Source organism: Paenibacillus sp. PK3_47, from assembly GCF_023520895.1.
Classification (GTDB): domain Bacteria; phylum Bacillota; class Bacilli; order Paenibacillales; family Paenibacillaceae; genus Paenibacillus_AQ.
The window spans coordinates 5,322,936-5,335,728 of record NZ_CP026029.1; the positions used below are offsets into that span (position 1 = coordinate 5,322,936).

Annotated in this window: 11 protein-coding genes; 9 read left to right on the plus strand and 2 right to left on the minus strand. The window is 52.5% G+C overall.

Annotated elements, in window-relative coordinates:
* Positions 1 to 4 precede the first annotated feature (4 nt).
* Positions 5 to 787, plus strand: a complete 783-nt coding sequence (locus tag C2I18_RS23060; RefSeq protein WP_249898059.1) for an alpha/beta hydrolase — start codon at positions 5 to 7, stop codon at positions 785 to 787.
* A gap of 116 nt (positions 788 to 903) precedes the next feature.
* On the opposite strand, the gene C2I18_RS23065 is transcribed toward C2I18_RS23060, so the two are convergent.
* Positions 904 to 1,833, minus strand: a complete 930-nt coding sequence (locus tag C2I18_RS23065) for a dihydrodipicolinate synthase family protein (RefSeq protein ID WP_249898060.1) — start codon at positions 1,831 to 1,833, stop codon at positions 904 to 906.
* A gap of 100 nt (positions 1,834 to 1,933) precedes the next feature.
* On the opposite strand from C2I18_RS23065, the gene C2I18_RS23070 reads away from it, so the two are divergent.
* The 5 genes from C2I18_RS23070 to C2I18_RS23090 all read left to right on the plus strand — a co-directional run bounded on the left by C2I18_RS23070 (position 1,934) and on the right by C2I18_RS23090 (position 7,877).
* Positions 1,934 to 2,692: an IclR family transcriptional regulator gene (locus tag C2I18_RS23070; protein WP_249898061.1), complete on the plus strand. Its 759-nt coding sequence runs from the start codon at positions 1,934 to 1,936 to the stop codon at positions 2,690 to 2,692.
* Positions 2,693 to 2,738: 46 nt separating this feature from the next.
* On the plus strand, positions 2,739 to 4,718 hold the full coding sequence (locus C2I18_RS23075; RefSeq protein ID WP_481857834.1) for a YjhG/YagF family D-xylonate dehydratase: 1,980 nt from the start codon (positions 2,739 to 2,741) through the stop codon (positions 4,716 to 4,718).
* Positions 4,715 to 6,307: a glycoside hydrolase family 43 protein gene (locus C2I18_RS23080; protein WP_249898062.1), complete on the plus strand. Its 1,593-nt coding sequence runs from the start codon at positions 4,715 to 4,717 to the stop codon at positions 6,305 to 6,307. The genes C2I18_RS23075 and C2I18_RS23080 overlap by 4 nt, the downstream gene beginning before the upstream one ends.
* 197 nt (positions 6,308 to 6,504) lie before the next feature.
* On the plus strand, positions 6,505 to 7,665 hold the full coding sequence (locus C2I18_RS23085) for a glycoside hydrolase family 27 protein (RefSeq protein ID WP_249898063.1): 1,161 nt from the start codon (positions 6,505 to 6,507) through the stop codon (positions 7,663 to 7,665).
* A 50-nt stretch (positions 7,666 to 7,715) separates the two neighbouring features.
* Complete coding sequence (locus C2I18_RS23090) at positions 7,716 to 7,877, plus strand: hypothetical protein (RefSeq protein ID WP_249898064.1); 162 nt, start codon at positions 7,716 to 7,718, stop codon at positions 7,875 to 7,877.
* Here C2I18_RS23090 and C2I18_RS23095 read toward each other — a convergent pair.
* Complete coding sequence (locus C2I18_RS23095; RefSeq protein WP_249898065.1) at positions 7,874 to 8,674, minus strand: AraC family transcriptional regulator; 801 nt, start codon at positions 8,672 to 8,674, stop codon at positions 7,874 to 7,876. The two genes, C2I18_RS23090 and C2I18_RS23095, sit on opposite strands and share 4 nt — an antisense overlap.
* A 147-nt stretch (positions 8,675 to 8,821) precedes the next feature.
* On the opposite strand from C2I18_RS23095, the gene C2I18_RS23100 reads away from it, so the two are divergent.
* The 3 genes from C2I18_RS23100 (at position 8,822) to C2I18_RS23110 (ending at position 12,752) form a co-directional block, all read left to right on the plus strand.
* Positions 8,822 to 10,048 (plus strand): MFS transporter, encoded by a 1,227-nt coding sequence (locus C2I18_RS23100; protein WP_249898066.1) that lies wholly within the window; start codon positions 8,822 to 8,824, stop codon positions 10,046 to 10,048.
* A 1-nt stretch (position 10,049) separates the two neighbouring features.
* Positions 10,050 to 11,354: an alkaline phosphatase family protein gene (locus C2I18_RS23105; RefSeq protein WP_249898067.1), complete on the plus strand. Its 1,305-nt coding sequence runs from the start codon at positions 10,050 to 10,052 to the stop codon at positions 11,352 to 11,354.
* A gap of 294 nt (positions 11,355 to 11,648) precedes the next feature.
* A complete protein-coding gene (locus C2I18_RS23110; protein WP_249898068.1) occupies positions 11,649 to 12,752 on the plus strand; it encodes a rhamnogalacturonan acetylesterase in 1,104 nt (367 codons plus the stop codon).
* Positions 12,753 to 12,793: the final 41 nt, after the last annotated feature.

Genomic DNA, 12,793 nt, shown 5'->3' on the forward strand with positions numbered 1-12,793 from the left:
AGCCATGTACGGGAACAGCACCGATTATACGGTACAAGCAACAGGGTATGACAAGGAGAGGGACAGCATAGCGCGCGGGGAGATCCGTACCATTGAATATCCCTCCGCAACGGTAGGCAACAACCGCAAAGCAAGAGTATATACACCGCCGGGTTACTCTGCCGCAGAGAAATACAGCGTCTTGTATCTTCTGCACGGCATAGGCGGAGATGAGAACGAATGGTACAGCCACGGCAAGCCGCAGATCATTCTGGACAATCTGTATGCCGATCAATCCATTAAGCCGATGATCGTCGTGCTCCCCAACGGCCGGGCGATGCGGAATGACCGGGCGGAAGGCGATATTTTTGCCCCCGACAAGGTGCAGGCGTTCGAGACCTTTGAATCGGATTTGCTGCAAGACCTTATCCCTTATATTGAAGCGAACTATTCCGTCCTTACGGGCCGCAATAACCGTGCCATTGCCGGATTGTCGATGGGCGGAGGGCAATCTCTGAATATCGGCCTGAATAATCTCGACCGGTTCGCCTGGATCGGGGCGTTCTCCCCGGCTCCTAATACGAAGCTGCCCGAGCTGCTGCTGCCAAAACCGGATATCGCCGCTGAACAGCTCAGCCTGCTATGGCTGTCCTGCGGCGATAAAGACCGGCTAAAGGATATCAGCGACCGCACGCATGCTTATTTATCACAGCATTCCGTTCCGCATATCTGGGTAGAGGAAGACGGTGACCATGACTGGCCGGTCTGGAAGAACGGCTTGTACCAGTTCTCCAGGCTGATATTTTAGCGGCGCTTCTGCAAGCTCCGGCTTCCTATCGCCGCATACTGTACAAAGGTACGCTCCAGGCAGACCATCTGCCCGGAGCGTACCTTTTTTTGAGAGACTCTTTACTCCGTGCAGCTTCAGCCGTTCGGTTTATCCAGTAAAGATATGCCTGCACGATCGAAAATTTGCTTCAGCCGCTGCTCCTTTTCATCACTCCATGGATTTAACGGAGAATGGCTGAAGGTAGGCAGGGGAAGGCCGGACAGGCGGACCGCTTCTTTGATGGTCGGGATAAACGGCTCATCCAGCGCATACAGCGGCGGAATCTGGATCAGCTTCCGGTGATACTCAAGCACCTCCGGCAGGTCGTTATTCCGGAAGCTCTTGTACAAGCCGAGCATGAGCTGCGGGGCGAAATTGGCACTGGCTGCAATGGCCCCGGCTCCGCCAGCCGCGAGGGTAGGCAGCAAATATTCGTCAAAGCCGCAGAACACGGCGAAATCCGGATTGACCTCCCCGACCCGCAGAATCATTTGACGGATATGGCTGAGCTGGTCCACAGTCTCCTTGATGCCGCACACATGGGTATAGCTTGCCGCAAGGCGTCTGACAAAGGCAGGGCTTAAATCCTGACCGGTCAGCGCAGGGAAATTATAGAGCATCAGCGGCAGGTCGGAGGCTTCGGCAATAGCGGCGTAATGCGCGAACAGGCTGTCTTCGCTCAGCTTGAAATAGTAGGGATTTATGACAACAACACCGGTTGCACCGCTGCTTGCAGCATGCCGGGTCAGACGGATGGCTTCTGAGGTTGTGCTGCTGCCTGTCCCGATCCAGACCGGAAGGCGTCCGGCGGTGCACTCTATGCAGAACTCCGCAATTTCCTCCCGCTCTGCGGCATCGAACTGGTTGAATTCCCCCGCCGTTCCCAGGAAGAAGAGGCCGTGTACACCTCTGTCAATCAGGCTGTCAATCAGCAGCTTCATTCCGGCACGGTCAAGCTTCCGGTTTTCATTCAAAATCGTGGGTACAGGAGGAATAACGCCTGCAATGGATTGAATATTTTTCATTTGTTTTTGCCTCCGAGTTTGATATTATAAACATGAGATTATTATAGTGAACCTGCAACACTTAATCAATTGTTGTTTTTTTAGAGAGGAGATTGAAGGGGTGGACCGAAAATACTGGGTTCCCGCTTTGGAAAGGGCCGATTTGATTCTGACGGCGATTTCCAGGAAGCCGGGGGAATATAAACTGACAGATCTGTGCGAGGTCACGGCGATCAACAAAAGCTCCATGTTCTCGCTTCTGCGGACGATGGAGACGCTGAATTGGGTCAAGCGGGATGAACAGGAGGCTTATTTTCTTGGAGCGGGGATGGCGTACCTTAATACGGTGTTTAATGAATCGCATAAGCAGAATTACAATCTGGTGGAGCAATTTTTGCAGGAATCCCAGGAGAGCGTCAAGGCCATCGGGGAAACCTTCCAGCTGTCGGTGCTGGACCGGAATGAAATTATTTATCTAGCCAAGCAGGAAGGGCCCTCGCTGGTGAAGCTGGAATCGAGCCCCGGCATGCGGTTCCCGGCCCATGCGACTGCGATGGGCAAGATGATGCTTGCGCTGCTTCCGCCGGAGGAATTAAGCAGACGGTACCCTGATCATCAATTGTCACCGGTAACCCCGCATACTGTGACAGACTGGACACCATTTACGGCGGTACTGGCTGAAATCCGCCTGTGCGGGTATGCGGTGGATCATGAAGAGATCATTGAGGGGATCTGCTGTGCCGCAGCTCCGGTTACGGATGCTTCCGGTAAAGTTGTTGCTGCCGTAAGCACATCTATGCTTCGCCATGCTTATCTGGATAAGCAGGAAGCGGCAATTCAGGAGGTCATCCGGCTGGGGAAAAAGCTGTCCCGGGGTTAACACCGGGAGCCTGCACAACAATTTAGACGGGAAAGAAGGGCACATTATGGAACTGAGCTTGTCAGAAATTATGAAAGAGAACTCAGGGGAGCCGGTGCCGGTACATACTGCTGCCGAAGGACCTTCCGGCAGTCTTCCGATTACGGGCCATATGCTGCACAGCGCCCCGAGCGGAGAAATTTTCGGCATGAGCCAGAACGCGGGAATGGGCTGGAACCCGCTGCTTCTGAACCGGCCGCAATACCTGATCCTCGGCACCATGGGGGGAATCCGGCGTGAGGACGGCAGTCCTCTTGCCTTGGGTTACCATACAGGCCACTGGGAAATCGGCGTGATGATGGAGGAGGTTGCGCATGAGATAACCGCTCATGAAGGAATCCCCTTTGCGGGCTATGTCAGCGACCCCTGCGACGGCCGCTCCCAGGGAACAGAAGGAATGTTCGATTCCCTGCCTTACCGGAACGATGCGGCCATCGTCCTGCGCCGCTTGGTCCGCTCCCTGCCGACACGCAAGGGAGTGCTTGGGGTAGCCACCTGTGACAAGGGGCTGCCCGCGATGATGCTGGCCCTGGCCGGCATGCATAATTTACCGGGGATTATTGTACCGGGAGGCGTTGCGCTGCCGCCTGTACAGGGGGAAGATGCCGGTAAAGTGCAGAGCATCGGGGCGAGATTCAGCAACGGCGAGCTGTCGCTGGAAGAAGCTGCGGATCTCGGCTGCCGCGCCTGCGCAACGCCCGGCGGCGGCTGCCAGTTCCTGGGCACAGCCGCGACAGCCCAGGTGGTTGCCGAAGCGCTGGGCATGTCGGTTCCCCATGCGGCTCTGGCTCCTTCCGGGCAGCAGATATGGAAGGATGTCGGCCGCCAGTCTGCACGCGCACTGCTGCAGATGGAGCATAGCGGAATTGTCATGAAGGATATCCTGACAGACCGGGCAATACACAATGCGATGGTTGTCCATGCCGCATTCGGGGGATCAACGAATCTGCTCCTTCACATCCCCGCCATTGCCCATGCTGCCGGACTGCGCATTCCGACTGTCGAAGACTGGAATGGGGTCAACCGCAAGGTGCCGCGGCTGGTCAGCGTCCTGCCGAACGGCCCCGTTCCGCATCCGACGATCCGGGTGTTCCTAGCCGGAGGGGTTCCCGAGGTTATGCTGCATTTGCGGAGGCTGGGACTGATTGACGAGTCGGTTCTAACGGTGACAGGCAGGACGCTTGGGGAGAACCTGGACTGGTGGGAGCATTCCGCCAGACGCCAGGACATGCGCAGCCGGCTGCGAGAGGCAGACAGGATTGACCCGGATAGCGTGATTATGAGTCCGCAGGAGGCGAAGCGGCAGGGAATGGCCTCCACAATGACCTTTCCAACCGGAAATCTGGCTCCCGAGGGATCGGTCATCAAGTCGGCAGCCATTGATCCTTCGGTTCTGGACAGTGAAGGTGTCTACCGCCATACGGGAAAAGTGAAGGTGTTCACTGCGGAAAAGGATGCCATCCGCAGTATCAAGCTGGGACTGATCCAGGCAGGAGATATCCTGGCTGTTATCGGACGCGGGCCCAGCGGTACAGGCATGGAAGAAACGTACCAGTTAACTTCCGCCTTGAAGCATCTTCCTTTTGGCAAGTACGTCACTCTGATTACAGATGCGCGGTTCTCCGGGGTTTCTACAGGGGCCTGTATCGGGCATATCGGTCCGGAAGCATTGGCAGGAGGGCCCGTAGGCAGGCTCAGGGACGGCGACTGGGTAGAAGTTACCGTTGATACGGTCAAGCTGGAAGGCAGTGTGAATCTGGTTGGCGACGGTGAGCAGCCGGGCACTGCCGCAGACGGCAATGTTCTGCTGGCTGCCCGAACCGCGCATCCGTTCCTGGCTGTAGATCCGGGGCTGCCGGATGATACCAGACTGTGGGCTGCACTGCAGGCCGCAAGCGGCGGAACCTGGCAGGGCTGTGTCTACGATACCGATAAAATTATTGCCGCCCTCGAAGCGGGCCGGCAAGCATTGGGGTGGAAATCATGACAAAAAGCTTGATTCAGAATCCGATTCTCCGCGGCTTTCATCCGGATCCTTCGATCTGCAGAGCGGGAGAAGATTATTATATCGCCACGTCAACATTTGAATGGTTTCCCGGCGTCCGCATCCATCATTCACGCGATCTGGTTCATTGGCGGCCGCTGACGCATGCGCTTACACGCCGCTCACAGCTGAATATGGAAGGGGATCTGGACTCCGGCGGCGTATGGGCCCCGTGCCTCAGCTATGATAACGGGATCTTTTATCTGATTTATACAGATGTCAAGAGCAGACAGGGGGCGTTCAAGGATACGCCCAATTATCTGGTCACTGCAGCGGATATCGAAGGTCCGTGGTCCGAGCCTGTCTATCTGAACAGCAGCGGGTTTGATCCGTCACTGTTCCACGATACCGACGGACGCAAATGGCTCGTCAATATGCTGTGGGATCACCGGACGGACAGGCACAGCTTCGCTGGGATCGTGCTCCAGGAATATTCCGCAGAGCTGGGGCGTCTTGTGGGTCCGGTGTTTCCAATCTACAAAGGAACGGAGCTAAGATTGACGGAAGGACCGCATTTATACCGGAAGGACGGCTGGTATTACCTAATTACGGCGGAGGGAGGCACCCAGTATGACCATGCGGTGACGGTAGCCCGGTCACGGAACATCGAAGGCCCGTACGAAACGTATCCGGACAATCCGGTTCTGACCTCTGCCGGTGACAAAGAATTGAAGCTGCAGAAGGCAGGCCATGCCAGTCTGGTTCAGACCCATACCAATGAGTGGTACATGGTCCATTTGTGCGGCCGGCCGGTAAAGGACAAATATTGTAACCTGGGCCGCGAAACAGCGATTCAGCGCTGCCGGTTTACGGAGGATGGGTGGTTAGTGCTGGAGGATGGAAGCAACAGGCCTTCTCTTACCGTACAAGGGCCGGATATTCCGGCTCAGCCCTTTGAGCTGCCTGCCGCACGGGATGATTTTGATGCGCCGGAGCTTGATATCCGCTGGAGCACCCTGCGTGTTCCGGCTGAAGAAGACTGGCTCTCGCTCAAAGAGCGGCAGGGCTTCCTGCGTCTGAAGGGCAGAGAGTCGATGAGCTCCCTGCACCGCCAGAGTCTGGTTGCCCTGCGCCAGCAGGCCTTCAGCTGCAGCGCGGAAACTGAAGTTCTATTCGAGCCGGAGCACTTTCAACAGATGGCCGGACTCATTGTTTATTATGATACGAAGGATTATGTTTATCTGCGGATTACTCATGATGAGAAGACAGGCAAGTGTCTGGGGATTGTCCGCTCCGTGGACGGCACATATGAAGATGACATCTGCCCTCAGGTTCCCTTGCAGTCCGGCGCAGGCTGCCGGCTCAAAGCCGTGATCGAGCGTGAGAATCTCCAGTTCTATTACAGTGCCTCCGGAGCGGATTGGAAAGAAATAGGCCCAAGTCTTGATATCTGTCATTTATCCGATGATTTCCCGGCGTATATCAGGTTTACCGGAACTTTTATCGGCATGTGCGTCCAGGATCTGGCCGGGACCTTCCGTGCTGCAGACTTTGATTATTTTGAATACAGGGAACTGCCTGAAAAAGTGTAAAGGCAGCTCACGGATAAGAACTTCCTCCTCCCGGGGGAGGTTCTTTTTCTTTCCGGACAAAAGCAACATTTGTCTATGTGAAAGCAACGTAAAGCTATAGTTTTAAAGTGCGAGGTATGATTAAATGCATACATAATACATCATTTGTTAAGCACATCACTACTATATTCGATTATGCGAAAGGATGATAATGAACGATGAACCAACAACAGCTCGGCTTGAAGCCGCCATTGGGGTGGAATTCCTGGAATACCTTTACCTGGGACATTAATGAGCAGCTGATCCGGGAAGCCGCTGATACCTTCGTTACCGGGGGGTACAAGGATGCCGGATATGAATACATTGTGATTGACGACTGCTGGAGTCTGAAGGAAAGAGATGCAGAGGGCAGATGGGTTGCCGATCCCGATAAATTCCCGAGTGGTATGAAGGCGCTTGCAGATTATATCCATTCCAAAGGGCTTAAATTCGGAATGTACTCCTGTGTAGGCACTCATACATGCGCCGGGTATCCGGGGAGCTTCGAGCATGAATTTCAGGATGCGGAATTACTGGCAGAATGGGGCGTGGATTTTCTTAAATACGATTACTGCTTCAAGCCCAGACATATTTCCGGAGAGCTGCTCTATAAACGGATGAGCCTGGCGCTCAAAAACTGCGGAAGAGATATTCTGTTCTCGGCATGCAACTGGGGCGAGGACAACGTATACCACTGGATCCGTGAATCCGGGGCGCATATGTACCGGTCCACAGGGGATATTCAGGACAGCTGGGAGTCTATCAAGAGGCTGGCCCTGTCACAGCTTGATAAAGCCAGCTTTACAGGGGCGTATTGCCATAATGATATGGATATGCTGGTAGTCGGCATGTATGGGGGCAGCAACAACGGTTTTATCGGAAGCCAGATCGGGGGCTGCAACGATGTGGAGTACAAGACCCATTTTTCATTGTGGAGCATGATGGGATCTCCGCTGATGATCGGCAGTGATATCCGCAAAGCCAATAAGGAGACCAGAGATATCCTCTTGAACAAGGATTTGCTCGCCATCAATCAGGATGTGGAGGGGCGCGGTGCTTACCGCATCAAGCCGGAGCCGCAGTGGTTCCATACGGATGATGTATTTATGCTGGTCAAAGTATTAACAGACGGAGATCTCGCTATCGGATTCTTCAATCTGAGTGACGGCCAACGGGAAATCTCGCTGCAGTTCTGGGATGCCGGGCTGCCCTATGCTTCCGGTAAATCGCTGTCTTTATATGACTGCTGGGAGCACAAGGAAATTGGCGTATTCAAAGAAAGATATGCTCCCGTAGTTCCGGCTCATGACTGCCACATCGTACGCGCCAAGCTGGTGTAAAACACAGTATGAGTATGAATAGGACATGCAGAACGTGCGGAGTTCCCTTGATGACGGACGATGTGGCGATTTATCTCAAGCTTGTTACCCGGAACGCCAGAGACTTCCTCTGTATAGATTGTCTCGGGGTGCAGCTGAATTGCGGACGGGAGCCGATTGAGCAGCTGATTACTTATTTCCGGGAATCCGGCAAATGTGTGCTGTTCCGTTAAGGAGCGCTGTAAGCTTTTCTATACTCGGACGGAGTATGGGAAGTTACTTTTTTGAATACCTTGGAGAAATATAACGGGTCCAGATAGCCGACGGAATAAGCCAGGGATTTGACAGATAATCCGGAATGGATTAACAGCTCACAGGCGCGCCGGATCCTGAAAGCGGTTATATAACCGGAAACAGAAATGCCGTTCACTTCCTTGAATAACCGGAACAAATAGCTGCGCTCAATCTTCACAAAATCTACTACCTCAGGAACAGACAGGGAAGAACGCCAGTAGTTGCTTTCAATATATTCCTTGGCGGACAAGGCATAGTCTTTTTTGAGAAAGGCCCGGGCACTGGGGTAAAACTCCATGTAATAGGTTAAAAGAAGATGCAGTCCCGCATCCGAACGTTCCCGCTCAAACAGCGCTGTCCCGGCAGCCTTGACCTTGTGAAACAAGGGAGCGAAATCTTCCGGCGAGGCTTCAACAACAGGGTGATGGGGCGCAATATTGATCATTGACAGCAGACGGGAGGCTTCAGGACCGTTAAATTCAATCCAGTAATATTCCCAGGGGTCCCGCGGATCCGGATAATAATATACCTCCATATGCGGGAATATCATGAAGCTTTCGCCTGTTTTCAAACAAAAAGTATCCTGATTAATCTTCAAATAACCCTTTCCGCTTACAATATAGTGCAGGGCATACACATCGCGGACCCCCGGACCCCATTTATGTGAATTTGGCGGCTTATACCCGTTTCCTTTTACCAGTGAACCTTCGTCAGAGCTGTAATACATTGAATTCATAATCAGCACCTGCATCCTTTGATATATCTATCAGGGTATAGGAAAATCAGCGGAAAATAAAGAGTCCAATGATTTACTCCCCTTTAACACATCTCATACCTTCCCGTGGTATAACAGAACTAACCGGATAAAAGAGGAGAAGGATAAATGAAGCTCACTAAAGAGGAAAAATCATGGATTCTGTATGACTGCGGCAATTCGGCGTATTCGATGGCAGTGACTACAGCGCTGCTGCCGATTATATTCGGCATGTTTAACAATGTGGACAGCAGCATGGATTTAGGCTATTTTAATTCGATTGCCAGCATACTGGTGGCGGTTCTCAGCCCTATTTTAGGGACGATTGCCGATTACAAGGACCGGAAGAAGCGCTTTTTTATCTTTTTTGCGGCGGTCGGGATATTAGCTACGGCATCCCTTGCCTTCGTCTCCCCGGATAGCGGGCAGTGGCAGCTGCTGGTAGCCTTTTACATTCTGTCAGCCATCGGGTTTGCCGGGTCCAATATATTCTATGACTCTTTCCTGGTAGATATTGCGGATGATGAACGGATGGATAAGGTATCGACAAGAGGGTTTGCGTTCGGATATATTTTTAGCGTCATTCCGTTCGGAATCAGCCTGCTGCTTATTTTTGTGCTGGGTATGGACAAGGCCATCGGGTATCAGATCGGGTTCATTATTACTGCGCTCTGGTGGGGACTGCTGACGGTGCCGATGATCCGGGATGTGAAGCAGCGTTACTACATTGAGCCTGAACCGAAGCCTGTTGCGAACAGTTTCAAAAGACTTGCCGTCACCTTCCGGAATATCCGCCAGCACAAAATTGTATTTGTGTTCCTGATTGCCTATTTCTTTTACATTGACGGTGTGGATACGATTATTAAAATGGTCGTGCCTTACGCGACTGCGGTGCTGGGAACGGATGCCCTGGACACTTTTACCCTGCTGGGCATTCTGCTGATTATCCAGATTATTGCCTTTCCGTGTGCGATTCTCTATGGTAACCTGGCCAAAACCTATTCCGCCCGCAAAATGATCATCGTTGGAATTTTTACATATATCATCTCTTGTATTGCGGCTTTTTTTATTACGTCTGTGTGGCATATTTTCATTCTGGGGGCGCTGATCGGCTCGGCTCAGGGAGGGATCCAGGCGCTCAGCCGCTCGTATTTTGCCAAAATCATTCCCAAAGAAAATTCCAATGAATTTTTCGGGTTTTACAACATTTTCGGTAAGTTTGCGGCGATTCTCGGTCCTGTGCTGATGTCGCTGACGACAACTTTGACGGGTGAAGCGAGCTACAGTATTCTGGCGATTATTCCGCTGTTTCTGATCGGCTTCTTTGTCTTCATCACATTACCTAAGGGGAATTAATATGGAATCAACAATGTCTGAGGCGCCTGCAGCCAAACATCTGATCGTTGTATCCTATGATGCGTTTTCGGAGGACAACTGGGAGACAGCCAGCCGCTTGCCTAATTTGTCTAAATTAATGAAGAACGGTGCCTACAGCAACCGTTTGAAAAGCGTATATCCCACACTCACCTATGTGGTTCATACGACCATCGCCACAGGGATGTATCCGGACAAACACGGCATCCATCATAACAATCCGCTGCAGCCTTTTGTACCGGAGGAGGACCAGCACTGGTTCTGGTTCCGGGAAGCGGTGAAGACCCCGACAATTTATGACGCTGCACGTAAGCAGGGGATGAGCACCGCGGGCATTCTCTGGCCGGTATCCGGCAAATCTTCGATTCAGTATAATATTCCGGAGATCAGGGCGCTTAAAGGCGAGAATCAGGCGCTGAAGGTGCTGCGCAGCGGCAGCCCTGTATACTGCATCCAGATGGAAATGAAGCATGGACGGATCAGGCAGGGGATTGAGCAGCCGTATCTGGATGACTTTTCCACCCAATGTGCTGTCGATACGATCAAGCGTAAAAAGCCCAATCTCCTTATGATGCATCTGATCGATCTCGATGATGCCAAGCATATGTACGGAACAGACAGCGAGGAAGTGCATGAGGTTCTTCTGCGTATGGATCACAGGCTTGGCGAGATCATGCAGGCAGTGGAGGATGCCGGGATCAAGGACGATACAGTCCTTATGGTGCAGGGGGACCACGGGCAGTTCAATGTGCGGTACAAGGTGCATTTGAATACTCTTTTGCAGGCGAAGGGCCTGATTTATGAGGAAAATGGAGAGCTGAGATGGCGGGCGTTCTTCCAGTGCGGAGGAGGATCGGCTTACCTGCATGTCCGGCCGGGGGATGAGGAAGCTGAAGCCTTGGCTCTTGCGGCTGTCGAAGAATATATGAATAATGGGGCCTCAGGAGTAGAGAGCGTGTATGACAGGGACAAGCTGGACCGTATGCACGCAAGTCCGTACACAAGGATTATGCTTGAAGCCAGGCTGGGCTATTGTTTTGACGAGAGCCTGGACGAGCAGGTGGTTGTGGATTTAAAAGCACACGGAATCCGTTATGCCACACACGGCTATTCTCCCGACAAAAGCGGGTACCGCTGCAATATCGTCATCTCCGGCGCGAAGATAAAGCATGATTTTGCTATCGGGGACATCGAAATGGTCGACATTGCTCCGACGATGGGGCGAATTCTCGGGATCGATTTTAGTCATGGGGACGGCAGGGTGCTGGAGGAGATTTTTGCGAAGTAGGCCTGGTGAAGGAAATAATATGTTAAAGAGCAAGCGGACTTCGCAGCAAATGCGGATCCGCTTTTTTGTGCGGAAGATGAATAAGGATCTGGAATGGTGGGTGATGCTCCCTCCTATAACCTTTATGTGAAAATGCAGCACGGCCGCACGGAGGTATAGAGGATCTTAAGATCCAAAAAGTGCAAATCCGGCAAAAGAGTTCAAACCCTGTCTAGGGCTGTTCAAAAAAGTATGATTGTTGGAATGATTCTCATGCTTTAAGGTGGAAAGAGTATATGAAAGGGGGATGAACGTATGATGTTCAGCTATTCATTTATACCCGTTCTGGAAGGCTTATATAGTATGGAAGAAGGTTATGGCTTTGCCGCGTCAGCTGGAGTTTCGATGAATGAGGATTTACGGGATTCATGGCCCGGAGATTATTTCACGCCGCCGGTCCCGACCCTGCTGATGGATGTGCCCAACGGCAATTATAGGGTAACCCTGCAGATCGGTGCACCGGACCGGCCTGCTGTCACTGCAGTAAGAGAAGGAGTGGGGCGGATCAGGCTGGGGGAGCTGGAGACTGAAGCCGGACAGATCGTTACGCGGAGTTTTGCCGTGCATGTAGACAACGGACAGCTTAAGCTTGCCTTTGGAGGAAGTGCGCCTGGTGTGCAGCATGTTAAGGCAGAGCGGGAGACCCGTATCCCTACCTTATTTCTGGCGGGAGATTCCACAGTAACGGATCAGTCCTCCGCTAAATATCCTTACACAGGCTGGGGGCAGGTGATCGGATTATACTTCAATGCGAATATTGCCATTGCTAATCACGCATGTTCCGGCAGAAGTGCCAAAACCTTCATTCAGGAGAGCCGCCTGCTGCGGATTGCCAAAAAGCTGCGCAAGGATGACTATCTGCTGATTCAATTTGCCCACAACGATGAGAAGGAAAAGGGGGAAGGCGAAGGGCCGTTTACGACGTACCAGCACTATCTGCAGCAATTTATTGATCTGGCACGACAAGCAGAAGCGCATCCTGTATTGATATCTCCCATGCACCGCCGGTTCTTTGAGTCAGACGGTTCCATAAGCAATACCCACGGGGACTACATTGAGGCCATGCGCCAGCTGGCTGCCCGTGAAGCCGTACCTTTTGTTGACTTGGCGGCGCTTAGTAAAAGGTATTTTGAGGAGCTCGGGGAAGAGCGCACCAAACAAATCTTCCTGTGGGCCGAGCCGGGACAATATGCGAATTTTCCGGAGGGTGTGCAGGATAACACACACTTCTCGGAAGCTGGTGCCATTGAAATGGCCAGACTGGTGGCCGGGGGAATACTGCAGGCAGGAGTGGAGGGGCTGGAGCAGCATGTGATTGGATATGCGGGAGAAGTGCTTATAATTAACGCGGATTCGTAAATATACGAATCCGCTTTTTGTTTAGGCTTTGGAGAGTTTGC

Coding starts and splice junctions, on each gene's coding strand:
- C2I18_RS23060 (WP_249898059.1), top strand. CDS start 5: ATGTACGGGAACAGCACCGATTATACGGTACAAGCAACAGGGTATGAC.
- C2I18_RS23065 (WP_249898060.1), bottom strand. CDS start 1,833: ATGAAAAATATTCAATCCATTGCAGGCGTTATTCCTCCTGTACCCACG.
- C2I18_RS23075 (WP_481857834.1), top strand. CDS start 2,739: ATGGAACTGAGCTTGTCAGAAATTATGAAAGAGAACTCAGGGGAGCCG.
- C2I18_RS23080 (WP_249898062.1), top strand. CDS start 4,715: ATGACAAAAAGCTTGATTCAGAATCCGATTCTCCGCGGCTTTCATCCG.
- C2I18_RS23085 (WP_249898063.1), top strand. CDS start 6,505: ATGAACCAACAACAGCTCGGCTTGAAGCCGCCATTGGGGTGGAATTCC.
- C2I18_RS23090 (WP_249898064.1), top strand. CDS start 7,716: ATGACGGACGATGTGGCGATTTATCTCAAGCTTGTTACCCGGAACGCC.
- C2I18_RS23095 (WP_249898065.1), bottom strand. CDS start 8,674: ATGAATTCAATGTATTACAGCTCTGACGAAGGTTCACTGGTAAAAGGA.
- C2I18_RS23100 (WP_249898066.1), top strand. CDS start 8,822: ATGAAGCTCACTAAAGAGGAAAAATCATGGATTCTGTATGACTGCGGC.
- C2I18_RS23105 (WP_249898067.1), top strand. CDS start 10,050: ATGGAATCAACAATGTCTGAGGCGCCTGCAGCCAAACATCTGATCGTT.
- C2I18_RS23110 (WP_249898068.1), top strand. CDS start 11,649: ATGATGTTCAGCTATTCATTTATACCCGTTCTGGAAGGCTTATATAGT.